The following is a 26,203-nucleotide window of genomic DNA, read 5'->3' as shown; positions in this document are numbered from 1 at the left end:
AGCTTGAGACACGGATGTCCTCGCTCAACGTCGCCGTCGCCGGGGTGGGAGCCCTCGGCCGTCACCACGCCCGCATTCTCGCCGGGCTGGACGGGGTGAACCTCGTCGCCGTCGCGGACCGGGATCAGGCCGCCGCCGGGAAGATTGCCTCCGACTACGGCTGCCGGGCCGTCGCCGACGTGCGGGAGGCGTTGGACGAGGTGGACGCGGTCAGCGTCGCCACGCCGACCTTCACCCACGCCGACGTCGCCGGCGCCTGCCTGCAGGCCGGTAAGCACGTCTTGGTCGAGAAGCCGCTCTCCAGCGACGTGCGGGAGGCGGAGCAGATCGCGCTCCAGGCCAAGAACGCCGGCGTCGTCCTGGCCGTCGGCCATGTGGAGCGCTTCAACCCGGCCTTCGAGGAGGTCGTCGCCCGCTGCCCACGGCCCCGCTACGCCCGCTTCGAGCGCGTCAGTCCATTCGCCTTCCGCAGCGTCGACGTGGGGGCGGTGCACGATCTGATGATCCACGACCTTGAACTCGCCCGGCATCTGTTCGGCGAGGAGGAGGTCGTCTCCGTGCAGGCTCTCGGCACGCCGATCCTCACCGAGATGGAAGACGCCGCGACCGCCCGGCTGACCTTCGAGAGCGGCGGCGTCGCCGATCTGACCGTCAACCGCGTCAACCCGACCGCCGCCCGCACCGTGCAGGCCTTCGGCGAAGACGGCGTCGTCACGGCGGATCTCACCACCCGCCAAGTGCTGCATTACTCCGCCACCGCGGCGCTGACGCACGGCCCGCCGGTGCTCTCCGCCCTGGACGATCCGGCCGCCGATCGCGCTGCCCTGCGGGACAGCGTGTTCGGTCGGTGGATCAAGACGGAAGAGGCGCCTGTCAGCAGCCGCGACGCTCTCACGGCGGAGCTGTCCGACTGGATGAGCTGCTGCCGGTCCGGCGGCACGCCGCGGGTCGACGGCGACGCCGCCGTCGCTGCGCTCGAACTGGCCGAATGGGTGCTCGAAGAGATCGCCGCCAGCGCCAAACGGGCCGCGGCCCCGGTGCGCAAGGCCGCCTGAGGCTGCGGCCCGGACGACTCCCCCGGCGGCTCAGCCGTTCTTCTTCAATTCGGCCAGCGCCTCCAGCACGGCGTCGGCGTGCCCCTTGACCTTCACCTTCGGCCAGGCGGCGGCGATTTTGCCGTCCTGGCCGATGAGGAACGTCGCCCGCTGCACGCCCATGTACTTGCGGCCGTACATCGACTTCTCCACCCACACGCCGTAAGCCGTCGCGGCGGTCTTCTCTTCGTCGCTGAGCAGCCGGAACGGCAGCGACTGCTTGGCGATGAATTTCTCGTGAGACGCCGGCGGGTCCGGGCTCACCCCCAGCACGGTTGCGCCGGCCTCGGCGAGGGCGGCGTCGCGGTCGCGGAAGTCGCAGGCCTCCGTCGTGCAGCCGGGCGTGGCGTCCTTCGGGTAGAAATACAGCACCAGGGGCCCGTCGGCCCACACGTCGGAGAGCGTCAGCGGTTCGCCGCCCGGCGTCACGACGAGGGTGACGTCGGGGGCGGCGTCTCCAACCTGCGGCGGGGCGACGGATTCGGCGGGGGCGTTCGAGTCGGACATGGGCTCATCTTGCCCGATCGACGGCGGCGGTCCTAGGATGCCGACCGGCCGGACGTTTCCCGGTCGCCCCCACCGGACGGACGCCCCACAGACGCCGATTATGCGATACGTTCCGGCGTCCCGCCCCATTCTGTTCGGTCTGCTGACCGTGCTCACGTGCGGGGTCGACCTGTACACGAAGGAACGGGTCTTCGACACGCTCGGGTACGAGGGCGTCCGCAGCGACTGGCATCAGGAGTGGTTCGACGGCGCCGTCCGGTTCGAACTGCTGACGAGCTTCAACGGCGGCGCGTTGTGGGGCATCGGGCAGGGCCTCAGCTGGCTGTTCGCCCTGCTGAGCGTCCTGGCGGCCTTGGGCGTGCTCTGGTGGCTGTTCGTCGCCGGCGCCGCCCGGAGCCTGTGGCTCACGATCGCCCTGGCGCTGGTGACCGGCGGGGCGATGGGCAACCTCTACGACCGCCTCGGCCTGCACGGCTGCACCGGCCCGGACGGCGAGGTCCGCCTGGCCGTACGAGACTTCCTGCTGTTCGAGTTCGGCGGCTGGGGCTGGCCGGTGTTCAACTTCGCCGACGTGTTTCTCGTCACGGGGGCGATCATGCTCGCCCTGCAGTCCCTCGCCCCGCCGCGGGAGGAGCACGAAGCGCCCGCGGACGAGAGCGCCCGTCAATCCGCCGCGGCGGCCCCGACGGGCGGCTGAAAGCCGAGCGGGCGGAAGCGGTCCAGTTCTCCCGGGTCGTCCAGTTTCAGGCTGCTGATCGCGTCGTAGCTGAGCAGCACCTTCCGGGCGCCGGTGGTGTCCGGGCGATCCCGTTGGAGGAGCAACAGGCCGCCGGAGACGGCGAAGTCGACGAACCGCACCGGCTCGTTCTGCTCCGTGATCACGGAGCCGGTCTTGGCGAGGTCCGCCGGCCAGTGGGCGAACAGGTGCCGCCAATAATCGCCCCGGCTTGGTTTGGGCGGCGGGGACTGCGACATCTCACACCCGGTGGGGAGCGAATGAAAAGCGGCCCGCACCGTCGCCGGTGCGGGCCGCGATCACGACTCAGTCGTGGATGACCCCAAGGGGATTTGAACCCCTGTTGCTGGAATGAAAATCCAGAGTCCTGGACCTGACTAGACGATGGGGCCTTGGGAAACGCCCGCGGGGCGAGCGTTCCGGGACGGGGAGGATATCGAAGCTTCACGGTCGGTCAAGCCGGTTCCGCGACTCTCTTGGGGAAGACATCCGAACCCTGTCGGCGGTTCGGTGAAGCCGTCTCGATTCCTCCCGGGCGCCGGGGAACGTTCGTGCGAACGCCCCCGGACCGGAGGGTTCGCCGACTCAGACGAGGTCCTTCAGGCCCTTGAGCGGACGAATCTTGACCACGTTGCGGGCCGGCTTGGCCTTCACGGTCATCATCTCGCCCGGCTTGAACGGGTTCTTCTTGGTGGTCTCCGGGGTGGCTTCCTTCCGCTGCACGACGACCTTCATCAGACCGGGCACGTTGAAGGCGCCGGGGCCCTTCTTGCCGAGCTCCTGGCCCAGCAGACCTTCCAGCTCCGTGAAGAAGTTTTGGACTTCGGTCTTCTGGAGGCCGGTCCGCTCCGCCATGGCGGAGAGCACTTCGGCCTTGGTCATCGGCTTGGCGGGAGCGGCGGCCTTCTTGGCGGAGGCCTTCTTGGCGGCTTTCTTGGCCATCGATCGATCTTTCGCGTGCGGGCCGGCGGCAGCCGGACGCGCGGGGCTGGGTGAGCAGAGAGCGCCGCCCGAGCGGGCCACGCATGGAAGTTCGTCGGCAGTGAAACGCCGCCGCCGCCGAACGTCAAGCGGGAGAGCCTACGAAACAGGGGGTCCCGGTCGGTTTGCTCCGCTGGGGGACTGTAAATACAGTGCTTCCCGCAGAGTCGACGCCCCGGACCGGGCGTTCCCCCTGCCCCGGCAGAGTTTCCGCCCCTTTTCCCCCCTCCGGCGACACCGATGGCGGACCTCCTCGTCGACTCCGGCAAGCATCGCGGCCGTCGTCTAAAGCTCGCCGTCGGGCAGACGCTGATCGGCCGCGATCGACAGTGCGCAATTCGCCTGGCGACGCCGGACGTGAGCCGCCAGCACTGCCGCCTCACCGTGGCCCTGTCCGGCGGCCGGGAGGTCGTCACTGCGGAGGATTTGAAGAGTCGGAACGGCACCTACATCAACGGTCGGGCGATCCGCGTCCCCACGGTGATGGGGGCCGGCGACACGTTGCGGGTCGGCCCGATTCAATTCCTGCTGCCGGACCCGGACGCCGCCAGCGAGAGCGAGGTCATCACCTGGCTGGTGCCCCCGCCCGCCCCGGGGACGGTCTCCGAGGAAGACGAACCGACGCAGGTCGTCGGCGGACCGCCCCCCGCCCCGGCGGATTCGCAGGACCCGGCGCCGCCCCCACCCGAGCCGGAACCGGAGGACGAATACGTCCAGCAAGCTTCGGCCCTCATCCGGGCCCGCTACGCCGCCCGCAAGGCCTGACGACGCGGCTTGCCTCCATCGCGCCGTCGCTCAGACGACCCGCCGCCCCGCCCGCCACACGGCGACGACGCGGCTGCCGGAATGCAGGAGGTCCGCCGCGGGATCGCCGCTCGCCCCGTCGGGACGGACGGCGCACAGGTCGGCCGGTTCGCCGCCCCGCAGGCGTCCGCCGCCGACCCCCAACGCCTCCGCCCCGCAGCGGGTTCCCAGGGCGAGCAGGTCGGCGGGGGGAACCTTCGGAAATTGGGCGTGCAGGAACCGGAGTTCGCCGAGGATCGACAGGTCCGGGTTCGAGCCGCGGCCGTCGGTGCCGAGCGCGACCCGCACGCCGGCCTCCCGCAGGGCGAGCCAGGGGTGCGGCGGGCGCCCGAAGTGGGCGTGCGTCCGCGGGCAGTAGATCACGCTGAGATGCCGGCGCTCCGGGGCGGCGAGCCAGTCGAGGTCGGCCGGCGTCAGCCGATTGCCGTGCACGATCAGCCCCCGGGCCGCCGTGGCGAGCGGTTCGAGATAGTCCCGCCGCAGGCGGTTCGCCCCGAAGTCGCTCCGGGTCGCCCCCAATCGTTCCATCGCCGCCGCTAACGGGCCTTGGCCCTTGGCCAACAGGTCGATTTCTTCCGAGGTCTCCAGCAGATGAACGGCCCACGGCGCCGCGGCCGTGTCGGGACAGGCGGCCAGCAGCGTCGGTACGGCCGGGTGCACCGAGTACGGCGCATGCGGACTGAGGCCGCGGATCAGATCGGGCGGATCGCCGTCTGATTGCAGGAAGGCCCGGGCCGCGTCCAGGGCGGCGACGGGATCGCGGGGGGCGATCAGTTCGCCGAAGGCGACCAGCGCCGGCCGGGCGTGCGGCGGGGGGAGGCGGGCGGCGTTCCACCCGTCGGCCTCGGGGGCGCCGGTGGCGATCTCCCCGACCGTCGTCACCCCCGCGGCGAGGCTCTCCGCCAATCCGCGGTTCACCCGGTCCATGCGGTCGCCGGGCCGCTCCCGACGGGCGGCGACCGTGGCGGCGATCCAGTCGGCAAAGGCTCCCGCCGCGGGGATGGGGGCGGCGAAGTCGCTGAATTCCAGGTGCGTGTGGCAGTTCACGAACCCCGGCAGCAGCGCGACGTCGCCCAGGTCCTCCGCCCCGGAGCGGGCGTCCGGCCGGTCGTGGACGGCGGCGACGCGACCGTCCGGCGTCAGTTCGACCGTCCCGCCGGCAATCGGCGGGACGTCAATCGGCGCCACCCAGCGGGCGGTGAGGGCGGACGGCGGGGCGGCGGGTTCGCTCACGCGACCACGGCGGCGGTCGAACTCAACACGGCGGAGCGCCCCGCGGACTCAGCGGTCGCCGGGCGGTCCGCGGCCGGTTCGTCCTCCCGCCGGAAGCGGGACAACCAGATGAGCAGCGCGACCGTCCCGGCCCCGCAGAGGGCCAGCACGACGGGGCGGTAGCCGTCGGCGTCGAACAGCAGGCGGTGCGCGCCCTTCCCGAGGGCGCCGAACTCGCCTCCCTCCGCTCGGCCGAGCAGGACCTGCTGTCCGTTGAAGATCAGGTGGAACAGGATGCAGGGCCACAGGCTGCGGCCCTTCCAGGCAATCGTGCCCAGTACCAGCCCGGCCAGCGTCGCCGCGAACACCTGTTGCGGCACGAGGTGCACCACGCCGAAGGCGAGGGCGCTGAGGCCCACCGCCAACCACGGCCGCCGGGCCCGGGCGAAGCCGCTGAGCAGGAACCCGCGGAACGCCAGTTCCTCGCAAACCGCTGGGGCGATCGCCGCCGCCAGGAAGGCCAGCGGCAGCGGAACGGTGGCCATCGTGGCGCCGAACTCCGCGTAGCCGGCCGGGGGTTCGGGGAAGAACCGGCCGGTCAGCCAGTGCGTCAGCACGCCGATCAGCGGTTGCAGGCAGAACGCCAACGCGGCGGCGACGGCCGTCAGCTTGAGGTTGGGCAGACGGAACCGGAACGTCCGCCGCACGCTGGCCGTCAGCAGCACGCCCATCGCCAACACGGGGAACGCGACCGTGACGAGCTGCTGGATCACGACCAACCGGAATGCGGTCACGCCCTCGGTTCCCGGCGGGGCCGCCTCCAGAGCTCGCTGCATCGGGCCCATCATGGCGAACTGCAACAAGAGGACGGTCACGAAGGCGAAGGCCGCCTCGCCGAAGGTCGGCGTCGGCTCTTTCTCGCGGAGCAGGTGGGCGATCCAGTCCTTCACGTTGAACTGCTCAGCCTCCCGGAACAGCACGTCCTCCCGCTTGAATTGTTCGACCGCCCACCACAGCGCCATGCCGGCGTAGCCGACGCTGGAGAGCAGCACGACCGGCACGTACGGCAGCGCCGCGGCTGCCGTGCCGGGGGCCAAGAGCGATTTGAGCAACAGCGAGACGTTCACCACCGGCAGCACGGCGTACAGCGGCGTGAGCTCCACCAGCGGGCTGAGGCAGAACACCGTCAGCCCGACGGAGACCATCAGGATCGGGTAGAGGTAGTACTGCCCCTCCTTGTTCGACTTGGCGAACGTCGCCAGGGCCAGGCAGAGGGCGGAGTAGAACGCCGCCAGCGGGACCATCAGCAGGCCGACCCAGGCCAGCGCCGCCGGGGCCGGCGGGGCGAGGCCGTCGAGGTTCGCCGCCATTCCCGGCCCGGCCAGCGAGGCGACGTACCCGCCCGTCAGCCCGGCGCTGAACAGGTTGAGCCCTGCCGTGCACAGGCTGAACGTCAGCACAGCGAGGAATTTTCCGCAGACGATCTCCCCGCGGCTCGCCGGGCAGATCAGCAGGGTTTCCATCGTGCCGCGTTCCTTCTCCCCGGCGGCCATATCGACGGCGGGGTAGAACGCCCCGCTGATCGTCATCAGCACGACCAGCGCCGGGAACAGCTTGCTCCACACGCCGGCAGCCCGCTCCTCCGGCTGACTGAGCGAGAGCCCCCGCGGGGCGACCGGCGCCGGCAGATCGGCCGGCAGGCCGGCTTCGGCGAGCCGGTCCCGCAGCACCGCACGCTCCCAGTTCCGCAGCACGCCGGCGACCCGCCCGTAGGCAAGCCGGCTCCGTTCGTCAGCGTCTTCATGGAGCACGACCGGCCGCGGCAGCGGCCCCGCGGCCTGCTCCGGCGGGGCGTCCCGCTCGGTGAGGCGCCGGCTGAGGGCCTTGATTTGGTCGTCCAGCGACTTCGGCACGAGCAACAGCGTCTGGATGCCGCTCTCCGAAAACCGGGTCGCCCGGCTGGCCTCCGCGATTCGCAGCCGTTCCCGCAGGGACCGGGCCCTTCGCTCGTCCCCGGCGGCGAGGGCGGCTTCGAGGTCCTCCGCGGCCTGCGTCGCCCGCTCGTGGGCGGCCCGCACCTCCTCGGCGGCGTCCAGCAGGGCGGCGCCCTCCTCCGTCCCCGCGGCCGGTCCGGCCGCGGTCACGACGCGCACCTTGTCCGCCGCGGCCGGATCGTCGAACCACGCGGCGGCGAAGCGTTCCTCCTCGATCAACGCCGGCCCGGGCAGGTACTCCGCCCCGAGGACCACCACCGTCTGCGGGGCTTCGCGGAAAAGCACCGTCATCTGCACCATTCCCAGCCCGAGGGCCGGATAGAGCAGCACCGGGAGCACCGCCACCATGAACAGCGTGCGGCGATCGCGCAGCTGGTCCCGCACCTCCCGGAGGAACAGCAGTTTCGTATTGCGCCAGGTCATCGACCGGGAGATTCGGGTTCAGGTCAAACGGCGAGCGGGCGGGGCTCGTGAGCCGGCCTCTTCGAGAGACCGGCGAACTCCGCCTCCTCCTCTTCTTCAATCAGCTTGAAGAACAGCTCTTCGGTGTCCGGTTCGTCATGTCGGGCGGCCAACTCCGGCAGCGGGCCCTGATCGAGAATGCGGCCGCGGTGAATCACGGCGACCCGATCGCAGAGCTTTTCCACCTCCCTCATGATGTGGGTGGAGAAAATGATGCACTTCCCGGCGTCCCGCAGGGCGGCCACGGTGTTCAGCACCGCCCGGGCGACGAGCACGTCCAGCCCGGCGGTCGGTTCGTCGAAGATCAGCGCCGGCGGGTCGTGCACCAGGGCGCGAGCGATCGAGACCTTCTGCCGCTGGCCGGTGCTCATGCGGGAGCAGAGCGAGTCGCTGAAGTCGGTCATGCGGAGGGTTTCGAAAACCTCCGTCATCCGTCGCTCCAATGCGTTGCCCTCCAGGCCGTGCAGGCGACCGAAGTATTCGACCAGCTCCCAGGCCGTCATCCGGTCGTAGAGGCCGGTGTTGTTGGAGAGGAAGCCGATCGACCGCCGCACCTCCGCCGGATCGCGGAGCACGTCGTAGCCGGCGACGGTGGCCGAGCCGCCGGTCGGCTGGAGCACAGTGGAGAGAATCCGCAGGCAGGTGCTCTTCCCCGCCCCGTTCGGACCGAGCAGGCCGAAGATCTCACCCGGCCGTACCTCGAAGCTCACCCCCTCCAACGCGACGACGCGGCCGCCGGAGAGGACGTCGAAGCTCTTCGAGAGGTCACGGACGGAGATCATGCGGCGAACGCGGACGACGGAGCTTCGACGAGCGGGCGGTTCGTCACCCTAGCCCGCCCGCGGTGAGCCGGTCGGCGGCGGCCGATCGGGCGCCGCCTTTTCCGGCTCCTTCGCACCCGACGGACCCGCTGAACCGGCCCGTTCGCCCCACTCCCGCACCCGCTCCGCCACCCAGGCGGCGTCCTCGGGGGGGAACGGCGGCGCGTCGCCGCGGTAATGGTTGCCGTACCGACCCTCCCCCCAGACGCGATCGATCAGCGGTTGCAGTTCGAGCGCGACCGGCTCTTCGTCCGCCCGCAGCGGGACCGGGATCGCCGGCAATGGTTCGCGGAGACGGACGCGGGTGAACGTCGACCGCGGCTTGCCGAACTGAACCTCCGTGCTGCATAGCCGGTAGGGCTCCCGATACGCCTCCGGCACGGCGTCCTCCGCCGGGTAGAGCGCCCACAGCCCGCGTCGGAGGAGGTCGATCTCCACCAGCGAGACGCCCGCCTCGACGAGGTCCCGTTGCTTCTCCCGAAACCGCTCCCGCTCCCGCCCCGTTTTGTTCGCCGGACTCAGCAGTTCGATTGTGGTGACGACCTCGTTCCCGCCGACGTCGCGGACTTCGAGCCACTTGTGAACCTGCGTCTCTGGGGCGACGGTATACGTCTCGGACTGCGCGAGCACGGCGGAACCCGCGGAGCCTTCCGCACTGCCGGACGGACTGGCGACCGCGACGAAATCATCGGGTCGGACCCAGCGCGGCCCGCCGTCCGGATCGCCGCCGAGGAGTTGCACGCTCTTTTCCGCGCGGCAGACCAGATCGGGCGGCAGGCGCTCATTGAGCTGCGCACGAACGGCCCCGATCAACGCCGCATGGACGTCCTCCCACTCGTTCTCAAGAAACGGGTCGAATCCGGGAAACGGGCCGGGCATGACAGGGGCCTGCGGACGAGGGGCCGTCAGTTTAGCACAGTGAGAGTGCCCGAGGTCCCCGCGTCGTCGTCCGCCCGCGGCGCCGGCGGCCGCAGCGTGCTGCGGCCCTCCGGCCAACCCTCCTCCCATTCGTCGATCAGTTCGTACTTCACGTTGCGCTGGCGGGGGATGTAGCCGCGTTCGCGGATCGCGCGCTTCATCTGCTCCAAGGTGAGGTGGTGCACCGTGCCGGCCTCGGCAACGACGTTCTCCTCGATCATCAACGAGCCCATATCATCGGCCCCAAACCAGAGGGCCATGCCGCCGGTCTTCTCGCCCTGCGTGACCCAGCTCGATTGGATATGCGGGACGTTATCGAGATAGAGCCGGGCGACCGCCTGCGTCTTGAGGTACTCGAACGCCCCGGCCGGCGGGATGTGCGACAGGTCGGTGTGGTCCGGCTGGAACGTCCAGCAGATGAACGCCATGAACCCGCCGGTTTCGTCCTGCAACTCCCGAATGCGGCGAAGGTGCTCGACCCGCTCGGCCAAGGTTTCGACGTGGCCGAACATCATCGTGGCCGAGCCGACGCCGCCGAGTTCGTGCCAGATGCGGCAGACGTTCAGCCAGTCGTCGGTGTTCACCTTCCCGCGGGTCAGCACGTCGCGGACGCGGTCCACCAGAATCTCCGCCCCCCCGCCCGGCAGCGAGCCGAGCCCCGCCTCCTTCAACCGCTCCAACACGGTCCGCAGCGGGAGCTTGTTCACCTTGGTGAAGTGATGGATCTCCGGCGGGCTGAAGCCGTGGACGTTCACCTGCGGGAAGGCGGATTTGATGTCCCGCAGCATCTCCTCGTACCAGTCCAGCTTGAACTTCGGGTGCAGTCCGCCCTGGAGCAGGATTTGCTCCCCGCCGAGGGCGACCGTCTCCTCGATCTTCTCCAGCAGTTTGGCCCGGGGAAGGACGTAGACTTCGTCGCTTTTCGGGTTCCGATAGAAGGCGCAGAAGTGACAGACCGCCGTGCAGGCGTTCGTGTAGTTGATGTTCCGGTCGATGTTGAACGTGCGGAACGGGCCCGGGTTCAGCCGCCGCGACACTTCGTCGGCCGCGGTCCCGAGGGCCGTCAGGTCGTGCGACCGCAGCAGGGCGAGAGCGTCGTCGTCGCTGAGCCGCTGGCCGTCGAGCGTTCGCGCGAGAATGTCCGCGGTCGAACGCTCGTTGCGCACGCTCTTCTCGAAGCGTTGGGGGGCCGTGGGGGCGACGGTTTTCATCGAGTCACTCGCAGAGGTTCAGGCGTGGCGGCGCGGGTCGGCGGGGGCGCGAGGCGGACCGGACGCGGCGACGGGGCGGCAGCGTACGCCGGACGGGCCTGCTTCGGCAGCAGACCGTTCCGCACGCAGAGTTCGCAGTACAGGTTGAGCCCGGCCCGCTCCGCCGGGCCGAGGGTGAAGTGCAGGTTGCGGCTGAGGTAATCGGCCGCGTCCGCCGCCGTCAGCCCCAACGGCGGCCCGGCGACGGCGGCGATCCGCTCCAGGTCGTTCAGGCCGGCGTCCCGGCTCTCCGAGAACTGCCGTGCCAACCGAGCGCTCATCGTCTCCCCCAACCTCGGCCGGGCGGCCCAGGCGGCGAACACGAACGGCAGCCCGGTCCACTCGTTCCAGACCTGTCCCAGGTCCCAGACCGCCGCGAAGGGCCGGCCGGTGCGCCGGTCCGGCGGGTCGACCATCGCCCGGTCGCCGATCAGCAGCACGGCGTCGGCGGGCGTGTCGGCGACGGCGTCCGCGGCGGCCCGAGGCGAGCCGCTCCGGGCGACCGGCAGCGGGAGAAGCGCGGGCTCCACGCCGAACCGTTCGGCGAGCAGCACCCGTGACAGGGCGGCGCTCGTGCGGGAGCCTTCGTCCAACGCCAGCGAACGCACTTCCCCCGGCGGCACGCGGAAGAACAGCTTCACGCTCCGCACCGGGCCGCGGGCGGCGACGCAGGCGTCGGACAGGATCGTCGCCCCGGGGGTGCCGAGGGCCGCGACGCTCGGCACCAGGGCCGCGTCGTAAGCGCCGGTGCGGAGGCCGTCGGCGAGGCGGCTGGGGTGGTCCAGCGTCACCCGATCGCCCAGGACCTCTTCCTTTCGCAGCCCTTCGATCAGCGGGCGGCTGTTCAGATAGACCACCCCGCCCACCCGCGGACCCGGCGGCGGGGCGGCGGCGGACGCGGACATGGGCTCGTCGGGGACGGGGGCGGCCGGCCGAAACCGGGGCGGACTTGTGGAAGCGGGGAACGTAGGGGAGAAACCGTCCGGCCGCCCGCCACTTCACCCCGCCCCGTCTCAAGAAGTTCCCGACCCGCCCCATGTCGAATCCGGACGCCGTCCCCGCCCCCTCCTCGTCGGCGTCGAAAGCCCCCGGCGGGCCGACCGCCGAGCCGATGGGCGTCGCCCTGTTCGGTTTGGGCACCGTGGGCGGCGGCGTCGCGGAGCGCCTGCTCCGCCACCCGCAGACGCTCGCCGCCGGCCCGCCGCTGATCCTCAAGCACGCGGTCGTGCGCGATCTGACGAAGGACCGCGGCATCGACCTGCCCCCCGGCGTGTTGCACGACGACATGCGACGGGCCGTGGAAGACCCGGAGGTGGCGATCGGCGTCGAACTGATCGGCGGCGTGCCCCGGGCCTTCGAACTCTGCCGCGATCTGCTCAGGGCCGGCAAGCATGTCGTGACCGCCAATAAGGCCCTGATCTGCGAACGCGGTCCGGAGCTGCTGGCCCTCGCCGCCGAGTGCGGCCGCATGATCCGCTACGAAGCCGCCGTCGCCGGCGGGGTGCCGATCGTCGCCGGCCTGACGGAATCGCTCGCCGCCAACCGGATCACCGGGATTCGGGCGATCCTGAACGGGACCAGCAACTTCCTCCTCTCCCGGATGGCGGACACCGGCGCCAGCTACGCGGACGCCCTCGCCGAGGCGCAGGAGCGCGGCTACGCCGAGGCCGATCCGTCGATGGACGTGGACGGCACCGATGCGGCCCAGAAGCTCGTCATCCTCTCCCGGCTGGCGTTCGGAGCGGAGGTGACGTTCGGGGACGTCTCCCTCGGCGGCATCGACGTGCTCTCCGCCGAAGACCTCGCCTTCGCCGAGGAACTCGGCTGTGCGGTGAAGCTGTTGGCGGTGGCCAAACGCACCGAGCGGGGGCTGGAAATGTCGGTTCGTCCGACGCTGGTGCGGCGAACGGACGCGGTCGCCAACATCAACGGGCCGATGAACGTCGTCGCCGTCCGCGGCGACCTGGTGGGCGACGCCTGGTTCGCCGGCCCGGGGGCGGGGCGGGAGCCGACCGCCTCCGCGGCGCTGGCCGACCTGCTGGCCATCGCCGCCGGACGGGCGCCGTTCCAGTCCGTGCCGCCCTCCGGCGAGCTGCGGGCGGTGCCCGCGGACGAACTCGTCAGCCGGTTCTACCTGCGGTTCCGCGTGGAGGATCGCCCCCACGTTTTCGCGGACTTGGCGGACATTCTCGGCTCGTCCGGCATCAGCCTCGCCAGCATCATCCAGCACGCCTCGCCCGAGTCCGCCGACGCCGACGAGGACGGCGAGCCCGCCGAGGTGTCGGTCGTGGTGATGACGCATCGCACCTCCGGCGGCCGCCTGCGGGCGGCGGCGGAACGCTGGGGCAAGCTGGAAAGCCTGCGGGGCGAGCCGGTCGTGATGCTGGTCGCCGACTGAGCCGGCGCCGCTTCGGCGGCTCTCCGGCGAAGCGGTGTTTCGAGCCGCCGAGTGCGGTACAATCCCCCGCCCACGGCCGCCGACTCACCGATGCGGCGGCCCTCCTCCCCCCGATTTGGCCCACCCCCTCGACATGAAGCGTCTGATCCCGTTCGCCGCCCTGCTCTGCCTGCCGCTCGCCGTCGTCGGCTGCGCCCCGGAAGACGACGCCGACGTCGTGGCTCCGGAGGATCCCGTCGCCCCGGTCGCCCCGGTCGACGGCGACGTGGACGTCGAGAGCGGCAGCGCCGTGGAGAGCGGCAGCAGCGCCGCTCTGGGCAGCGACGCCGCCGCCACGCTGGTCTCCTACGAGGGGCCGGTGACCTTCACCGTGCCGGACATGAACTGCCCGATCTCCTGCGCCCCCGCGGTGCAGAACACCCTGGCGGAGCTGGAAGGCGTCTCCGACATCGAGACCGACGTCCCCACCCACACCGTCAAGTTCAAGGCCGGCAAGGGCTTCGACCTGGAAGCCGCCAAGAAGGCCCTCGCCGCCAAGAACTTCCCCGTCGAAAACGTGATGATCTGAGTCGGGCCTGGCTTTCGCCGACCGACACTGCAGACGCCCGCCGGTCCCTCGGACCGGCGGGCGCTTCGCATGGGCGCCTTAGAACCGCAGACCCTTCAGCCCCGCACCCAGCGGCGGCCCTTCATTTCGAAGCGGGGCAGTTCGCCGGTCGCGGCAGGGACGATCTCCGCGGTGAAGTTCAGTCGTTCCTTGACCGCTTTGTGCACGCGGGGCAGCAGGTCGGCGGGGGCGACCTGCTCGGCGGGTTCGATCTGAATCCGCAGGTGCGGCATCGCGCGGGCCGTCGTCACGGTGACGCGATACTCGGCCACGCCGTCGAGCGTCCGCAGCACCGCGTCGACGGCACTGGGGAACACGTTGTTGCCGCGGATCGTCACCATGTCGTCCAGTCGGCTCAGGATGCCGCCCTCCAGCCGCGTGTACGGCAGGCCGATCGGGGAGGGGCCCGCGGATCGTCGCACCAGATCGCCGGTGCGGTAGCGGATCAGCGGGGAAGAGAGCCGGCCGAGGTTCGTCACCACCAGTTCGCCGGTGTCGCCCGGGGCGACGGGCCGCTGGGACTCCGGATCGAGGATCTCCGCGACGAACTCCCGGTCGAGTACGTAGATCGCTTCCCGATCGCCCTCCGCCACGGCGGTGACGGAGCCGAGCTCCGTCATGCCCCACTGGTCGAACACCGTCGCCCCCCACGCCTCCTCGATGCGGTCCCGCACCTCGGGAATCGCCCCGCCGGGCTCTCCGGCCACGAACAGTTTGCGCACGCTGCACCCCGGGAGGTCGTAGCCGGTCGCCTCGGCGACTTCTGCCAGCCGCAGGGCGTAGGTCGGCGTGCAGCCGACGACCGTGGGGGTAACGGTCGAGATCAGCCGCAGCCGGCCCTCGCTGCTCATCCCCCCGCCGGCGATCGTGAACCGGCCCTGGCGGGAGGCGGCGTCGAACGCGGCCCAGAAGCCGATGAACGGCCCGAAGCTGAAGGGGAAGAACAGACGGTCCTCCGCGGTCAGCCCGGCAAGGCGGTAGATCTCCTCCCAGCAGCGGCCGAACCACGCCCAGCTGTCGGCGTCGTCCAGCCAGCGCAGCGGCTCGCCGGTCGTGCCGCTGGTCTGGTGGATGCGGTTGTACTCGGCCGCCGGCCGTGTCAGCACGGTGCCGAACGGCGGGTTCGCCGCCTGATCCTCGACCAGTTCCTGCTTCGTGCAGAGCGGCAGCGACACCAGATCGGCGGCGGAGCGGATCGCGGACAGGTCGATCCCCGCCAGTTTCGCGGACCAGAACGGGCTGCGGGGGACGGCCTCCGTCAGCAGAGTTCGCAGCTTGGCGGACTGCTCCCGTTCGATCTCCTCACGGGCGGGAAAAGGGGCGGCGGGCATCGGCGGCGGGCGGGCGTCGGCGGGAGGCGAACCCGATTCTGCCCGCTCCGGCGACGCCGGGCGAACCCGGAGCCTGTGCGGACTCGCACGGAGCGACTCAAGCGGCGGCCCCCGCCCCGACGATCCCACCCCGGCGGCCACGGATCGGCCCGCGAAATTCGAATTGGGACACGGACGGACACCGCGATGGCAAAGGCGGACGAGACACTCACGCTCGGTTTTCTCACGGCCGTCGACCTGCCGGGCGGCGGGCACGTCGGCGGTTTGCTCATGACCGACCGCCTCGGCCGGCCGCTGGAGTTCCAGTGCACCACCCCGGTGCGTCCCGACCGCACCCAGCAGATCCTCTACGGGCCGACCCTCGTCCCCTACCTGCTCGGCGAGGTCATCGGCGGCACGCTGGTCAAGAAGGCCGGCGTGAAGCCGAACCTGATCCTCTGCGAGAGCCCGGCGATGCTTTCGCTGCGGCCGCACGTCGACCGCCCGGTTGCGCGGGTGGAGGGGGACGAGAAGGACGCGCCGCCCGCGAGCCACAACGCCGGCCCGTCCGGCGGCTCGGCCCTGTCGCTGGGCTGTCGCACGCTGCACTTCCACCCGGCCCACGGCGGCGACCGGGAGTTCGTCTCCGAGCGCCGCGACCGCATCCCGGAGCACGCGGACCTCAGCGAGCCGTTCGAGCGCGTTCGCGAGGCGCTCTCGGAGACCTGTAAGTCGGTGGCCGCTTGATGACGGATTCCGCCCCGCTGCCCCCCGCCGCGGCTCAACCCGCCGACGGTGCCGCCGCCGACCGTCCGGAGCCGATCCCTGCGCCGGAGGTGCGCTCGCTGTTCGCCCCGCTGACGGCTTCGATCCATCCGTCCGGGATGAACCCCTCGCTGGGTCGGGCGCCGCGGTTCGAGACCCGGCCGATTCCGCTCCAGCCGGAGGTGGAACTGGCGTCGCGCTGGCGGCCGAAGCCGCCGCGGGTGATGACGGTCAAGCTGACCTTTCCGGAGGGCGTGCCCCTGCTAGAGCCGCCCAAGCCGAAGCTCCATAAACCGGACGCCCCGCCCCGCAAGCCGGGCAAGCGGACCCGGCTGCGCCCGCCGAGCGAGACGCTCGCGCTGAGCGACCGGCTGTTCTACATGCTCCAGCCGCCGTTGGAGGAACTGCTCGCCGGGCAGGACCTGCACATGCCGTTCGAGCCGTTCCCGTACCAGTATCAAGGCATCGCCTGGCTGTTCAGCCACGACAGCGCCCTGCTGGCGGACGAGATGGGCCTCGGCAAGACGATGCAGACGATCACCGCGATTCGCCTGCTCCTGCGCAGCGGGCAGGTCCGGCGGGTGCTGCTGATCTGCCCCAAGCCGTTGATTCCTAACTGGCAGCGGGAGTTCGCCTTCTGGGCGGAGGAGATCCCCGTTCACACGATCGAGGGCAACTGGGAGAAGCGCAAGGAGGCCTGGACCCAGCCCGGCGTCCCCGTGCTGCTGACGAACTACGAGAAGATCACCCGCGACTGGGTGGATCTCGGTCCGCCCCCCAAGGCCGACGGCAGCCCCGGCGAGGGCGACGGAGACCGGCCGCGGTTTGATCTCGTCGTGCTGGACGAGGCCCAGCGGATCAAGAACGGGGAGTCCGTCACCAACAAGATTATCGGTAGCGTCCCCCGCGGCCGGTCCTGGGCCCTCACCGGCACGCCGATCGAAAACCGGCCGGACGAGTTGGTGAACCTCTACCGCTTCCTCGGCCCGCTGGAGAAGGACGAGGACGCGGACCTCAATCGGCTGCGGGTCATCTCCGAGAACCACATCCTGCGGCGCTCCAAGGACCTCGTGCACCCGGACATGCCGCCGCGGCTGGACCGCACGGAGTACCTCGAACTCGCCCCCGCCCAGCAGACGGCCTACCACACGGCGGAGAAGGACGGGGTCGTGCGCCTGAAGGAGATGGGCGACGACGTGACCGTCAGCGGGGCGATGGAACTCGTCATGCGGCTCAAACAGATCGCCAACTACGACCCGCTGACGGAGCAGTCCTGCAAGCTGGACGCCCTGTGCAGCGACATGGAGGAGATCAGCGCCAGCGGCGGCAAGGCGATCCTGTTCAGCCAGTGGACGAAGACGATCGACTGGATCGACGGCCATCTCAAGCAGCGCGTGCCGCAGTCCAACCCGCTGATCTACCACGGCGGCATCCCCCACAAGCAGCGGGAGCCGATCCTCGCGGAATTCAAGAACGACCCGGACAAGCACATCATCCTGATGAGCTACGGCACCGGGGCCGTCGGCCTGAACCTGCAGTTCGCCGGGTACGTGTTCCTCTACGACCGCTGGTGGAACCCGGCGATCGAGGATCAGGCGATCAACCGCGCCCACCGGGTCGGGGTGAAGAACAAGGTGGTCGTCACCAAGTACATCTGCTCCGACACCGTGGAGGAGCGGATCGACAAGGTACTCCAGGAGAAGCGGGACATCTTCCAAGCTGTGCTCGGCGAGGCGGACAGCGAACGCGAGAACCTCGGCTGGAAGGCCAAGGACATCTTCGGGCTGTTCGATTTGCAGGTGCCCGGCAAGGAGAAGCTCGATGGCCCCCTCCGCATGGCGGCGTGAGCTCAAGCGTAACGCCGAGGCCCCGCGGGGCCTCGGCGTTACGAACGCGTTACGGGTTGCGCACCTCCCGCCCGGTGACGAGGGCGATCCGCCCCATCGTCCAGCGGGCGTTCACGTCGCGGATCGGGCGGACGACGACGCCGTCCTTCACCGCCGCGTCGATGCCCAGCGGCCCGCGATACCCGTCCGCCCGCGCCCGCTCCGCGACGGCTTCCCAGACCGGCCGGACATCGAGGAGCGCCGGCGGCGGGTCGAAGAGAGGTTCGACGCTCTCGAACTGTCCCTTCGGCGTGGAGCGGAGGGAACAGAGGCCGTCGAACATCACGCCATCGTCGGTTACGGTGAGGTGGGCGCTGAGCTCGGCGTCGGCGTCGTCGAACGGCTCCACGAAGAGCGGCTGTTCTCGATCGAGCAGACGGTCGCCCCAAGCGTGGATCGCCTCGAAGTTCTTGTCGTCCACCACGCGGACGCCCCGGCCGCTCCCGCCGAACTCGGTCTTTACGACGCACCGCCCGGACCGAGTCGCCCGGCCCATCCCGGCCCCGAGTTCCATCCACTTGTCGAACCAGAGGTATGTGAAGTCAGAGGGATGTCGGCGAGGTTCAATGAGACGTTGATCTTTGGATGCAACATCGAGTCGCTTTTCTTCTTCAAACTGCCACCGTCGCCCGTTCACGAACCTAACGCCCGCCGGACCCGGCAGGGCTCGTAGCGCCTCGTCCCGCACGCTGATCAGCCTCAGCCAGCCGAGGACGTGCGGCTCCACGCCCCACGGTTCGACCCGCTCGAACCGGCCGGCGTCCGCCACCCAATCGCCGGGGACGGCGACGGTGTCGTCCGGGCCGCAGAGGCCTTGCAGCAGCGGGGCGAGGCGGGCGTTGATCGCCCGCAGGGGCTTCGGCAACGTCGTCAGCGCCGGCTTGGCGAGCCGGTCGTCGAAGTCGAAGTTGGCGACGAGGAGCGTCGGGCCGGAGGCGGCGTTGACGGGCTCAGTCCCAGTCGAGGAAGTCGTCGACGCCGGGTTCGGACCAGTCGGAGATGCCGGCGTTGTAGGCCTCGCCGACGAGAACCTCGCGGTACTCCTCCGCCTCGTCGGCCGTCGGCGGCTCGCCGTGGGCGGAGGTGTAGGCCCGGACGACCATGTCGTGCGTGAGCGTCTCGCGGAGGCGCTCCAACGTCTCCTCGACGTCGGGGCGGGACTCCTCCTCCGGCTCGTCGCGGAGGTCGAACCGTTCGGCGTCGTCTTCGATCTTCAGCATGACCGGCTCCGGCGGGGGCGGGGGTTAGAACACGAGTTCCAGCGTCTGGGATTCGTTCAGCAGCTTGCTGCCGACCTTGATGCGGTCCTTCACGAGGCTCTCGGCCCCGGGGATGCCGACCACGAACTGCACTTTCCCGTTGCGGATCGGCAGGAAGCCCTTGCGGTCCGCGAGGTTGTTCCCCGGCAGCCGCATCGTGAAGTTGTCCGTGCCCTTGACCATCCCGTAGAGATCGTGCTTGGGATAACGACGCAGCCGGAGCTTCTCCGGCAGGTCGACCTGAATCACGATCGCGTAGTCCTGCATCGGCCGCGGGTCGGGGGGGATCGTCCAGACGGTGAAGCTCCCCTTGCGGATCGCCGTGCCCCCGCCGGGCAGTTCGACCGTCTCCGGATTCGCCCCGTCGCCGGCGCCGTCCCCCTCTCCCGTGCCGACGCCCGCCCCCTCGGAGACGCCGCCGGCGGCGGCCGTCAGCACCTCGACCTCCATTCCCGGGGCGTCCTCGGCGAGCAGCTCCAGCGGCGGGGCGGCAATCTCCATCGGGCTGCCGCCGGACAGGTCCCGCGCGGTCTCGATCAGCTCGATTTCGGCCGCTTCGTCCACCCCGGGCGTGACCGAGAGCGTCAGTCCGCTGCCCAACCCCTGTACGTCAATCGCCCACAGGGCCATCGCCAACAGCACGACGCCGTGCACCGCCAGGGAGACGCCCAGCCCGCCGGCACCCTCCGCGGTGCCCAGACCCAGGATCGCCAGCAGCGTCGTCCACCAGCTCCGCGGAGTCTCCACAGGCGATTCGTCGGCGCGAATCGGCGGGACTTCGGACATGGGAACCCCTGCGGGCGGGCGGACGGCGGCGAGCATTCTACGGCGCCGCGCTCTCCGCCGACAGATCGACCAACCGCTTCGCAAACTGTCGTCCCGTCTTCGACAGCGGCACGTCCGACATCTCCGCCGGCCGAACCCACCGCAGCGGCACCCCGGCCTTCAGTCGCCCGCCGGTCCGCTCGCCTAAGAAACAGAGCAACCGGATGCGAAAGCGGGTGACGCCGTGCCGGATCTCCAGCGCCCCCTCCCCTACGGCACAGCGGACGCCGGTCTGCTCCCGGACCGCTTCGGCCAGCCACTCCCGCAGCGGGCCGAGGTCTCCGCCCAGCGGCAGCGACCGTTGCCGTGCGGACAGCGGCGGGACGTCGGCCGTCCGCTCGGCGGGCGGCTCGAAGCGGGGGAAGTCCCACAGACCGGCCCAGCGCTCGCTCTCCTCCCGCTGCCGGATCAGCACGGCCCCGTCGGCCCGCCGCACGGCGACGGTCGCCTCGGTCACGTTCGTGATCTTCGGCCGCGCCTTCGGCGCCGGGATCGACGCCTGCAACCCTTTGGCGAACGCGGTGCACCACCGGCTGACCGGGCAGGCGTCGCAGCGCGGCTGCTTTGGCGTGCAGACGGCGCCGCCCAACTCCATCACCGCCTGATTGAGCCGCGAGGGACGGACCTCCTCGTCCGCGTCCTCGTCCGCGTCCGCCGAGACCGCGACGAGCCGCTCCGCGAACTTCCACAGCGCCGCCTGCCCGGCGGCGGAACGAGGGTCGGCCGTCAGGCCGATCAGCCGGGCGTACAGGCGGAGCGTATTCGCCTCGACGATCGGGGCCGGCAGGTCGAAGGCGAAGCTGGCGACCGCCCCCGCCGTGTAGCGGCCGACGCCGGGCAGGCCCCGCAGGCCCTCCACCGAACGCGGCCAGCCGCCCTGCTCCACCACCGCCTTCGCCGCGGCGTGCAGGTTGCGAGCCCGGCTGTAGTAGCCCAGGCCCTCCCAGAGCCGCAGGACTGCGGCCTGTTCGGCCGCGGCCAACGCCTCGACGGTGGGGAACGCCGTGAGGAACCGCTCCCAGTAGGGGACGACCGCTGCGACGGTCGTCTGCTGGAGCATCACCTCGCTGACCCAGATCGGATACGGGTCGGCGGTTCGCCGCCACGGCAGATCGCGGCCGTGGGCGGCGTACCAGTCCAGCAGCGCGGCCCGGAACGCGGGGAGGTCCGCGTCCCTCACTCGGCGTCCAGCCCGTCGGCCTTCGTGCCGTAGACGGCCAGATTGTCGAACGCGCCGGAATCGTCGAACGAACCGACCCCGACCTGCCCGTGCGTGAAGGTTTTATCGACGGCGGTCATCGCCGGAGTCTTCATGTCGTCAAAGTAGACGGCGATCTCGCCGGTCTTCGCGTTCCGCACCACCCGGGCGTGGTGCCACTCGTCGGTCCAGGGGGTGCCGTCGGTGGTGGTTTTCGAGATGGCCGTCCGCGGCTTGCCGTTCACCACGAAGATCTGATTCGCGTGCGGATCCGCCTCTTTGCCGAGGTGTACGTAGTAGAAGTGCGACGGGTCTTGGTAATTGAAGAACAGGCAGAGGTCGCGGTGGTTGTAGTCCGTGATCGTGCTTTGGACGTCCACGTCGACGATCGTGTCGGTCAGCGTCACATCCTTGACCAGCGCGATGTTGTGCGGGCTGCGAACCGGCGGGTTGTAGTCGCTGCGGCGGACCTTCAGGGCAAAGACGTGGTTGCCGTTCTGCTCCGCCACCTCCCACGCCTTTTCGTCCGTCGGCGCGAACGCCTCGGCCGGGTTCTCGCCCTCGAAGTTCGTGAAGAACACCCGCTCGTGGCCCAGCAGCGTCTCCGGCGGCGCGGCGTCCCGCTCCAGCGGCGGAGCGTCAGCGGCGTCCCGGGGCGTGGGGTCCGCGGCGAGTGCGGCGAACAGCAGGGCGGAGAGCATCGGCGATTTCCAGAGCGGGCGAGTGGACCGGACACTCTGCCCCGCCGCTCCGCCCGCCCGCAACCGACTACGCCGCGACGGGGGCCGTTTTCCGTTCCGGCAGGAAACCGCTGCGGCAGGCCTCCAGGGCTTCCGCGGGCGTCATCACGCCCTCCAGTTCCGCCGGCTTGGTGCGGAACCAGTGCCCGGTCAAGTTGACTGTCGGGTGCGGCGGGATGTGGTGCCGGGGGAGCAGGCGGCCGTCGTCCACCCAGGCGGCGAGCAGCCGTTCCGCCGGCCTGCGGCGGCGGCGGTCGGCGACCGGGTCGTGCACCACCGCGGCGACGTGGCCGCGCTCGATGAGGTACCACAGCCGCCGTCCGTCCTCCGGGCCGCCGGCGTCCCGGTTCTTCTCACGGCCCCGCCCGGCGACGGTCGGGTAGACGAAATGAAAAGTCTCCCGCACGGTCCGCAGGTCGTGCAGCTTGGCGGCGAGCCACTCCACCGCGGCGGCGGCGTCCCGCAGCTTGGCGGCCGTTTCGAACCGCATCTCCCGGGCGGCCCGGGCCATCCGCTCGGCCAGCAGACCGGCGGGGTCCGGGCCGTCGCTCTCGACGCTCAGGCCGCGCAGCCACCGCAGGCAGGCCTCCTCCCGCTCCGCGTACGCCTTCCGCGTGCAGGCGCCGGCGCAGGGGCCCAGACAGGTGCCCAGGTCGATCCGCAGGCAGCCGGGGCGTTTGTCCGTCGGGAACAGCTCCGCCTGATCGGCCCAGTGCAGCGTGACCTTGCCGGTGCAATCCCGCAGCCCGAAGTGATGGTTCAGCGCCTCTGCGGCCGTGGTGAGCGTCCGGCGACCGCGGAACGGGCCGAAGGCGACCGCGTCCTTCGGCGGGGTAGTGGTGACGAACACGCACCGGGCCGGGCCGCGGCCGACGCACAGGTACCGCGGCCGCCGGCTGCGGGGCTGGTCCTTCACGTTCCAGCGGGGCCGCCAGGTGCGGATCAGTTGGAGTTCCCGCAGCAGACTGGCGAAGTCCGTGCCGGTCTCCTCCCACACCAGGGTGCGGGTCTCGCGGATGATCTTCGCGGCCTTCTCGCCCTCGGCGCTCTTGCCGAAGTAGCTCAGCAGGCGGGTGCGGAGGGACTTCGACTTGCCGACGTAGATCAGCCGGCCGGCGGTGTCGACCATCCCGTAGACGCCGGGCCGACGGGGGCAGGCGGCCCGCATCCGCTCCTTGAGATCTTTTTTCCGCCTCGCCTCGACCACGTGCAGCGGGGCCGGCGGCCCGGGGGCGGCGAAGGGGTTGGGGCCGAAGGCGGCGAACGGTTCGGGCTGCCAATGGATCTGCACGCCGTCGCTCCGCCGGGTCCGTCCGTGAGGGTCGTGCGGAGTGTACGCCCGAACTGGCCGCAGCGTTAGCCGCCCTCTTGCAGAGGGCGGCCAACCGTCGCACCCGGGCGCTTGTTGATCAGCACGATGCCCACCGCCACCGCCCCCGCGGCGACGAACAGCCAGGGGGACAGCGGGTCGCCCAGCATCAGCACGGCGATCGCCACGCCCCAGACCGGCGTCGCCGCGTTGAAGGCCGTCACCCGGCTGGCGGAGTAGCGTTCCAACAGCGCCGTCTGCGCCCCAAAGCAGAACCCGCCGACGAGCAGCCCCTGATAGAGCAGCGCCAGCACGGCCTCGGTCGTGAGGCGGGACGGGTCGAAGGATTCGATCCCGACGGCCAGCGCCAACAGCATCGCCGCCCCGAGGATGTCGTGCCAGAGGATCAGCGTGCCGGGGGGCACCCGTTTGGTGGTCCGCTTCGTGGCGACGATCTTCGCCCCCAGCAGGAAACCGGAGAACGCGGTGATGAGGTCCCCCCGCAGCGTCGCGGGGGTGCCGTTGCCGCTGGCGACCTGCCCGGCGGTGAGCAGCACGGTGCAGACGCCCGTCGCCGCGACGGCCAGGCCGGCCCACCGCACGCCGGTGAGGCGGTCGTCGCGGGTGACGAAGTGTTCGATGATCGCCGTCCAGAACACGAACGTGTTGATGAACAGCGCCGCGTGCGAGGCGTTCGTCGCCGCCACGCCGGTGTGGTAGAGGGCGATCTGGACGAACAGGAAGACCCCCAGCAGTCCGCACGGCCGCCACTCCCCCCGCCGCGGCCACAGCCGTTCCCCCCGGGCGACGCACCAGCCGAGCATGAACAGGCTCGCCAGCCAGAAGCGGATCGCCGCCCCGAAGATCGGCGGCACGCTGTCCCCCGCCACCCGGATGCTCGCCGGGGTGCCGCCCCACAGAATCGACAGCAGGATGCAGACCGCCGCCGCACGCCACGGCAGCGGCTTGGAGGGGCCGGCCCGCCGCACCGGCGCCGACGCGGGGGCTTTGGGAGGGGCCGGCGTCGTCACGCCGGCCCGTCGTCCGAACCGTCCAGCGCGGCGGCGATCTCGGCCGCGGCGAGCAGTTCCGCGGCGATCCCCACGATCTGCTCCTCCCGCGTCGGCGTCGCCCCCGGCAGCACCGGCCAGGTGTAGGTTTCCACCTCCAGGTGCGGGGCGTACGGCAGCCGGGCGACCGCGGCGAGGGCGGCCGTCAGCTCCGGCCGCGTGGTGTTCAGAGGGCCGAGGTCCGTGCGGCTGATCGGCACGTGGAAGTGCGTCCGCCAGACCTCCGCGTCGAGAAACTCCGGCGGGGCGGCGTCGGCGAACTGCGGTTCGATGTCCGCCGCCCGGCCCCGGACGGTCCAGCCGTCGCCGGAGCGGTTGGCGGCGAACGTCTGGTGCAGATACCGCGGCTCCGCGTATCGCACCAGCGCCTCCCGGGCGGCGGCGTCCCGCGGGTCCGGCAGCTCCACCGCACAGGAGAGCTGCACCTTGTTGATCCGCACGTCCGCGGTCTCGAGCGCCGCGACGACCTCCGCGGCGGATTCGAACTCCACCGCCTGGTGGCACACGTCGTAGCACACGCCCAGATGCGTCCGCACGGCCGGGCCGCAGCCGGCCTCGTCGGCGGCGGTCCGCAGGCGGTCGAAGAAGGCGATCGTTTGGGCCGTCGTTTCAAGCACGCAGAACGGCTCCGGCTCGATCGCCAACCGGATCACCCGGCCGGTGCGGTCGTGCAGTTCGTCCAGATCCCGTGCGAGGGTCAGCAGGTTCTCGACGCAGCGGGCCTCGAAGTCCGCCGGCAGTTCGCCGTTGAGGGCGCTCCCCAGCGGCAGCGTGGAAACGCTCCCCTCCCGCCCCTCCGGCAGCAGGGCCGCGAGCAACGTCGCGCATCGGAGCGTGTAGGAGCGGCGAACCTCCTCCGTCCAGTCCGGCCGGTACACGTCCGCCTTGACCGCGTCCCGGTGAAAGTCCCCGTAGGGGAAGGCGTTGAGCGTGTAGCAGGTCAGGTCGTGCGCGGCGAGAAACTGCGCGATCCTTGCCGGCCCTCCCTCCTCCGCCGACAGGGCTTCGGCGACGGGCGCCGCGAACCACAGCCCCGCCGCCAGCGGTCCGGCCCCGGCCGCGGCCAAGCGATCCCGCACGGGGACCGTGAACTGCTCCAACCCGTCCAGAACCTCGGCGACGCTGCGGCCGGGGTGCACGTTCGTGCAATAACAGGTCGGCAGCGAGGGCAACGTCACGAAGGAGGGGCGGGCGTGCGGGGCGGAACGAAACGACGGAAACGAGCGGCGGGGCGCCGATGGTATCGGTTCCCGCCGGCGGGCCGGTACACTGCCGGACCGCGCCGGCGGGGTCCACCGCCCGGCCGAGATCCGCGTTTTCCCCTCCCCGCTCCACGCCCGTTGCCCGCCGCGTGCCGGACGTCGCCACGACCGCCGCTCGTCGCTCCGCCCTCGGGGCCGCCCCCGGCCGCACGGCAACGGAGCCGGCGTCCAACGAGGCGGCCAGCCCGACGGCCCTTCGCGATCCCAACGTGCAACTGATGTTGCAGGTCCGCGACGGAGACGAAGCCGCCTTCGCGGAACTGGTGGAGAAGTTCCAGGGTCGGCTGGTGACGGTGTTCACGCACCTCGTCGGCGATCGCAGCCTCGCGGAAGACCTGTCTCAGGAGACCTTCCTCCGCGTCTACCGGGCCCGCACCGGATACGTGCCCACGGCCAAGTTCAGCACCTGGCTGTACCGCATCGCCCACAACCTCGCGAGCAACGCCCGCCGCGGCCTGGGCCGGAAGAAAGAGGTCCGCGTCGACCCAAAGGAGGGCTCGGCCACCGGCACCCATGAGCAGATGGCCGTCGAGAAGAGCGGCCTGATGCCCAGCCGCCTGTTCGCCAAGGACGAACTGCGCGAGAAGGTCCGGGAGGCGCTGGACACGCTGTCCGATCGGCAGAAACTCGCCGTGTTGCTGCACCGTTTCGAGGGGATGCCCTATGCCGACATCGCCGAGACGATGGAGCTCTCCCCCGCCGCCGTGAAGAGTCTGCTCGCCCGGGCCAGGGAGAACCTGCGATCCAAGCTCGAACCGTACGTAAAGTGACCGTTTCAGCCCCCCGCCGCCCCCC

At 70.9% G+C, this 26,203-nt stretch carries 26 protein-coding genes and 1 tRNA gene; 8 read left to right on the top strand and 19 right to left on the bottom strand.

The genetic code is table 11. The features are described from left to right. Positions 1-14 precede the first annotated feature (14 nt). Positions 15-1,055: a Gfo/Idh/MocA family protein gene (locus ACG2DA_RS00360; RefSeq protein WP_395253466.1), complete on the top strand. Its 1,041-nt coding sequence runs from the start codon at positions 15-17 to the stop codon at positions 1,053-1,055. 30 nt (positions 1,056-1,085) lie between these two features. On the opposite strand, the gene bcp is transcribed toward ACG2DA_RS00360, so the two are convergent. Beyond that, positions 1,086-1,601, bottom strand: a complete 516-nt coding sequence (bcp, locus tag ACG2DA_RS00355) for a thioredoxin-dependent thiol peroxidase (protein WP_395253465.1) — start codon at positions 1,599-1,601, stop codon at positions 1,086-1,088. 100 nt (positions 1,602-1,701) lie between these two features. Between bcp and ACG2DA_RS00350 the strand changes: the two genes are divergently transcribed. Continuing rightward, a complete protein-coding gene (locus ACG2DA_RS00350; protein WP_395253463.1) occupies positions 1,702-2,298 on the top strand; it encodes a signal peptidase II in 597 nt (198 codons plus the stop codon). Here ACG2DA_RS00350 and ACG2DA_RS00345 read toward each other — a convergent pair. The 3 genes from ACG2DA_RS00345 to ACG2DA_RS00335 all read right to left on the bottom strand — a co-directional run bounded on the left by ACG2DA_RS00345 (position 2,265) and on the right by ACG2DA_RS00335 (position 3,279). After that, positions 2,265-2,576, bottom strand: coding sequence for a hypothetical protein (locus tag ACG2DA_RS00345; protein WP_395253462.1), 312 nt, complete (start codon positions 2,574-2,576; stop codon positions 2,265-2,267). The genes ACG2DA_RS00350 and ACG2DA_RS00345 overlap by 34 nt on opposite strands. Positions 2,577-2,654: 78 nt before the next feature. After that, positions 2,655-2,729, bottom strand: a tRNA-Glu gene (locus ACG2DA_RS00340). 193 nt (positions 2,730-2,922) lie between these two features. After that, entirely contained in the window at positions 2,923-3,279 is a 357-nt protein-coding gene (locus tag ACG2DA_RS00335) for an HU family DNA-binding protein (RefSeq protein ID WP_395253461.1), read from the bottom strand. A 279-nt stretch (positions 3,280-3,558) separates the two neighbouring features. On the opposite strand from ACG2DA_RS00335, the gene ACG2DA_RS00330 reads away from it, so the two are divergent. Further along, the gene (locus ACG2DA_RS00330; RefSeq protein WP_395253460.1) at positions 3,559-4,083 is read left to right on the top strand and encodes an FHA domain-containing protein; all 525 of its coding nucleotides are present in this window, start codon (positions 3,559-3,561) and stop codon (positions 4,081-4,083) included. Between the two features lie 30 nt (positions 4,084-4,113). Here the strand turns inward: ACG2DA_RS00330 and ACG2DA_RS00325 are convergent, their stop codons facing one another. The 6 genes from ACG2DA_RS00325 to ACG2DA_RS00300 are packed head-to-tail and all read right to left on the bottom strand — an operon-like array spanning position 4,114 to position 11,684. Beyond that, positions 4,114-5,355 (bottom strand): amidohydrolase family protein, encoded by a 1,242-nt coding sequence (locus ACG2DA_RS00325; RefSeq protein WP_395253459.1) that lies wholly within the window; start codon positions 5,353-5,355, stop codon positions 4,114-4,116. Continuing rightward, positions 5,352-7,751 carry an ABC transporter permease subunit/CPBP intramembrane protease gene (locus tag ACG2DA_RS00320; RefSeq protein ID WP_395253458.1) on the bottom strand — a complete coding sequence of 800 codons (2,400 nt, stop codon included), beginning with the start codon at positions 7,749-7,751 and terminating at the stop codon, positions 5,352-5,354. The genes ACG2DA_RS00325 and ACG2DA_RS00320 overlap by 4 nt, the downstream gene beginning before the upstream one ends. A 23-nt stretch (positions 7,752-7,774) precedes the next feature. After that, the gene (locus ACG2DA_RS00315; protein WP_395253457.1) at positions 7,775-8,572 is read right to left on the bottom strand and encodes an ATP-binding cassette domain-containing protein; all 798 of its coding nucleotides are present in this window, start codon (positions 8,570-8,572) and stop codon (positions 7,775-7,777) included. Positions 8,573-8,620: 48 nt separating this feature from the next. Then, positions 8,621-9,490, bottom strand: a complete 870-nt coding sequence (locus tag ACG2DA_RS00310; protein WP_395253456.1) for a DUF4058 family protein — start codon at positions 9,488-9,490, stop codon at positions 8,621-8,623. 26 nt (positions 9,491-9,516) lie between these two features. Next, entirely contained in the window at positions 9,517-10,740 is a 1,224-nt protein-coding gene (gene mqnC, locus ACG2DA_RS00305) for a cyclic dehypoxanthinyl futalosine synthase (protein WP_395253455.1), read from the bottom strand. Next, the gene (locus ACG2DA_RS00300) at positions 10,737-11,684 is read right to left on the bottom strand and encodes a menaquinone biosynthetic enzyme MqnA/MqnD family protein (protein WP_395253454.1); all 948 of its coding nucleotides are present in this window, start codon (positions 11,682-11,684) and stop codon (positions 10,737-10,739) included. Before ACG2DA_RS00300 ends, mqnC begins: the two co-directional genes overlap by 4 nt. 131 nt (positions 11,685-11,815) lie before the next feature. Between ACG2DA_RS00300 and ACG2DA_RS00295 the strand changes: the two genes are divergently transcribed. Both ACG2DA_RS00295 and ACG2DA_RS00290 read left to right on the top strand, forming a co-directional pair. Further along, entirely contained in the window at positions 11,816-13,177 is a 1,362-nt protein-coding gene (locus ACG2DA_RS00295) for a homoserine dehydrogenase (RefSeq protein ID WP_395253453.1), read from the top strand. A gap of 115 nt (positions 13,178-13,292) precedes the next feature. Further along, entirely contained in the window at positions 13,293-13,745 is a 453-nt protein-coding gene (locus tag ACG2DA_RS00290; RefSeq protein WP_395253452.1) for a heavy-metal-associated domain-containing protein, read from the top strand. Between the two features lie 95 nt (positions 13,746-13,840). Here ACG2DA_RS00290 and ACG2DA_RS00285 read toward each other — a convergent pair whose 3' ends face one another. Continuing rightward, the gene (locus tag ACG2DA_RS00285; protein ID WP_395253451.1) at positions 13,841-15,115 is read right to left on the bottom strand and encodes a phenylacetate--CoA ligase family protein; all 1,275 of its coding nucleotides are present in this window, start codon (positions 15,113-15,115) and stop codon (positions 13,841-13,843) included. A gap of 186 nt (positions 15,116-15,301) precedes the next feature. Between ACG2DA_RS00285 and ACG2DA_RS00280 the strand changes: the two genes are divergently transcribed. Beyond that, positions 15,302-15,841: a hypothetical protein gene (locus ACG2DA_RS00280; protein ID WP_395253450.1), complete on the top strand. Its 540-nt coding sequence runs from the start codon at positions 15,302-15,304 to the stop codon at positions 15,839-15,841. Then, positions 15,841-17,706: an SNF2-related protein gene (locus ACG2DA_RS00275; RefSeq protein WP_395253449.1), complete on the top strand. Its 1,866-nt coding sequence runs from the start codon at positions 15,841-15,843 to the stop codon at positions 17,704-17,706. The genes ACG2DA_RS00280 and ACG2DA_RS00275 overlap by 1 nt, the downstream gene beginning before the upstream one ends. A gap of 49 nt (positions 17,707-17,755) precedes the next feature. Here ACG2DA_RS00275 and ACG2DA_RS00270 read toward each other — a convergent pair whose 3' ends face one another. From ACG2DA_RS00270 to eboE, 8 genes are all read right to left on the bottom strand, one after another. After that, a complete protein-coding gene (locus ACG2DA_RS00270; RefSeq protein WP_395253448.1) occupies positions 17,756-18,610 on the bottom strand; it encodes a hypothetical protein in 855 nt (284 codons plus the stop codon). An 85-nt stretch (positions 18,611-18,695) separates the two neighbouring features. After that, positions 18,696-18,965: a hypothetical protein gene (locus ACG2DA_RS00265; RefSeq protein WP_395253447.1), complete on the bottom strand. Its 270-nt coding sequence runs from the start codon at positions 18,963-18,965 to the stop codon at positions 18,696-18,698. A 24-nt stretch (positions 18,966-18,989) separates the two neighbouring features. Then, on the bottom strand, positions 18,990-19,790 hold the full coding sequence (locus ACG2DA_RS00260; RefSeq protein WP_395253446.1) for a hypothetical protein: 801 nt from the start codon (positions 19,788-19,790) through the stop codon (positions 18,990-18,992). A 37-nt stretch (positions 19,791-19,827) separates the two neighbouring features. After that, complete coding sequence (mutY, locus tag ACG2DA_RS00255) at positions 19,828-21,009, bottom strand: A/G-specific adenine glycosylase (RefSeq protein ID WP_395253445.1); 1,182 nt, start codon at positions 21,007-21,009, stop codon at positions 19,828-19,830. Next, entirely contained in the window at positions 21,006-21,728 is a 723-nt protein-coding gene (locus ACG2DA_RS00250; RefSeq protein WP_395253444.1) for a hypothetical protein, read from the bottom strand. The genes mutY and ACG2DA_RS00250 overlap by 4 nt, the downstream gene beginning before the upstream one ends. A 67-nt stretch (positions 21,729-21,795) precedes the next feature. Further along, positions 21,796-23,058 carry a GIY-YIG nuclease family protein gene (locus ACG2DA_RS00245; RefSeq protein WP_395253443.1) on the bottom strand — a complete coding sequence of 421 codons (1,263 nt, stop codon included), beginning with the start codon at positions 23,056-23,058 and terminating at the stop codon, positions 21,796-21,798. Positions 23,059-23,123: 65 nt separating this feature from the next. Beyond that, the gene (locus tag ACG2DA_RS00240) at positions 23,124-24,107 is read right to left on the bottom strand and encodes a DMT family transporter (RefSeq protein WP_395253442.1); all 984 of its coding nucleotides are present in this window, start codon (positions 24,105-24,107) and stop codon (positions 23,124-23,126) included. Then, complete coding sequence (eboE, locus tag ACG2DA_RS00235) at positions 24,104-25,324, bottom strand: metabolite traffic protein EboE (protein WP_395253441.1); 1,221 nt, start codon at positions 25,322-25,324, stop codon at positions 24,104-24,106. Before eboE ends, ACG2DA_RS00240 begins: the two co-directional genes overlap by 4 nt. Positions 25,325-25,497: 173 nt before the next feature. Between eboE and ACG2DA_RS00230 the strand changes: the two genes are divergently transcribed. Next, complete coding sequence (locus ACG2DA_RS00230; RefSeq protein WP_395253440.1) at positions 25,498-26,178, top strand: RNA polymerase sigma factor; 681 nt, start codon at positions 25,498-25,500, stop codon at positions 26,176-26,178. Positions 26,179-26,203 lie beyond the last annotated feature (25 nt).

Source organism: Alienimonas sp. DA493 (genome assembly GCF_043951915.1).
Classification (GTDB): Bacteria; Planctomycetota; Planctomycetia; order Planctomycetales; family Planctomycetaceae; genus Alienimonas.
Note: the sequence above shows the minus strand (reverse complement) of the source record. Positions and strands in the feature narration are given on the sequence as shown.

What these genes read in the sequence shown, in the direction of transcription:
- ACG2DA_RS00360 (WP_395253466.1), top strand. Translation starts at nt 15, where the DNA reads ATGTCCTCGCTCAACGTCGCCGTCGCCGGGGTGGGAGCCCTCGGCCGT.
- bcp (WP_395253465.1), bottom strand. Translation starts at nt 1,601, where the DNA reads ATGTCCGACTCGAACGCCCCCGCCGAATCCGTCGCCCCGCCGCAGGTT.
- ACG2DA_RS00350 (WP_395253463.1), top strand. Translation starts at nt 1,702, where the DNA reads ATGCGATACGTTCCGGCGTCCCGCCCCATTCTGTTCGGTCTGCTGACC.
- ACG2DA_RS00345 (WP_395253462.1), bottom strand. Translation starts at nt 2,576, where the DNA reads ATGTCGCAGTCCCCGCCGCCCAAACCAAGCCGGGGCGATTATTGGCGG.
- ACG2DA_RS00335 (WP_395253461.1), bottom strand. Translation starts at nt 3,279, where the DNA reads ATGGCCAAGAAAGCCGCCAAGAAGGCCTCCGCCAAGAAGGCCGCCGCT.
- ACG2DA_RS00330 (WP_395253460.1), top strand. Translation starts at nt 3,559, where the DNA reads ATGGCGGACCTCCTCGTCGACTCCGGCAAGCATCGCGGCCGTCGTCTA.
- ACG2DA_RS00320 (WP_395253458.1), bottom strand. Translation starts at nt 7,751, where the DNA reads ATGACCTGGCGCAATACGAAACTGCTGTTCCTCCGGGAGGTGCGGGAC.
- ACG2DA_RS00315 (WP_395253457.1), bottom strand. Translation starts at nt 8,572, where the DNA reads ATGATCTCCGTCCGTGACCTCTCGAAGAGCTTCGACGTCCTCTCCGGC.
- ACG2DA_RS00310 (WP_395253456.1), bottom strand. Translation starts at nt 9,490, where the DNA reads ATGCCCGGCCCGTTTCCCGGATTCGACCCGTTTCTTGAGAACGAGTGG.
- mqnC (WP_395253455.1), bottom strand. Translation starts at nt 10,740, where the DNA reads ATGAAAACCGTCGCCCCCACGGCCCCCCAACGCTTCGAGAAGAGCGTG.
- ACG2DA_RS00300 (WP_395253454.1), bottom strand. Translation starts at nt 11,684, where the DNA reads ATGTCCGCGTCCGCCGCCGCCCCGCCGCCGGGTCCGCGGGTGGGCGGG.
- ACG2DA_RS00295 (WP_395253453.1), top strand. Translation starts at nt 11,816, where the DNA reads ATGTCGAATCCGGACGCCGTCCCCGCCCCCTCCTCGTCGGCGTCGAAA.
- ACG2DA_RS00285 (WP_395253451.1), bottom strand. Translation starts at nt 15,115, where the DNA reads ATGCCCGCCGCCCCTTTTCCCGCCCGTGAGGAGATCGAACGGGAGCAG.
- ACG2DA_RS00280 (WP_395253450.1), top strand. Translation starts at nt 15,302, where the DNA reads ATGGCAAAGGCGGACGAGACACTCACGCTCGGTTTTCTCACGGCCGTC.
- ACG2DA_RS00275 (WP_395253449.1), top strand. Translation starts at nt 15,841, where the DNA reads ATGACGGATTCCGCCCCGCTGCCCCCCGCCGCGGCTCAACCCGCCGAC.
- ACG2DA_RS00265 (WP_395253447.1), bottom strand. Translation starts at nt 18,965, where the DNA reads ATGCTGAAGATCGAAGACGACGCCGAACGGTTCGACCTCCGCGACGAG.
- ACG2DA_RS00260 (WP_395253446.1), bottom strand. Translation starts at nt 19,790, where the DNA reads ATGTCCGAAGTCCCGCCGATTCGCGCCGACGAATCGCCTGTGGAGACT.
- ACG2DA_RS00250 (WP_395253444.1), bottom strand. Translation starts at nt 21,728, where the DNA reads ATGCTCTCCGCCCTGCTGTTCGCCGCACTCGCCGCGGACCCCACGCCC.